The organism is Pseudoalteromonas sp. S327 (assembly GCF_005886415.1).
Taxonomy (GTDB): domain Bacteria; phylum Pseudomonadota; class Gammaproteobacteria; order Enterobacterales; family Alteromonadaceae; genus Pseudoalteromonas; species Pseudoalteromonas atlantica.
The window spans coordinates 1-260 of sequence record NZ_PNDP01000182.1 but is presented as its reverse complement, the minus strand read 5'-3'; the positions used below and the strand labels follow the sequence as shown (position 1 = coordinate 260).

1 pseudogene is annotated in these 260 nt (G+C 43.1%); it reads right to left on the bottom strand.

Annotated elements, in window-relative coordinates:
- A pseudogene (locus tag CWB60_RS20635) lies at positions 1 to 225 on the bottom strand (DUF4856 domain-containing protein); the annotation flags it as partial.
- Between the last annotated feature and the right edge of the window lie 35 nt (positions 226 to 260).

The window sequence follows — 260 nt, the reverse complement described above, 5'->3', positions numbered from 1 at the left end:
AACAGGTGAAAATGGGTTACATTGAACCTTCAGTGCAAACCCTTTCATTTCACTATAGGGTAACGCTAAATTAGCAAACTCGTCACCACTTGCCTCTGTACCTAGTACTGTATCAATGTCGGCTAGTGAGTCGTTGATGTAATGTACAACAGTGGCTGCAATTGCGGTTTCCCAGTGGGCTACTGCAATATCACGCTGTGCAAATAACTGCGTTATTTGATCCACGCTTTATGCCATTTGGGACTGTACGTGAAGAATTT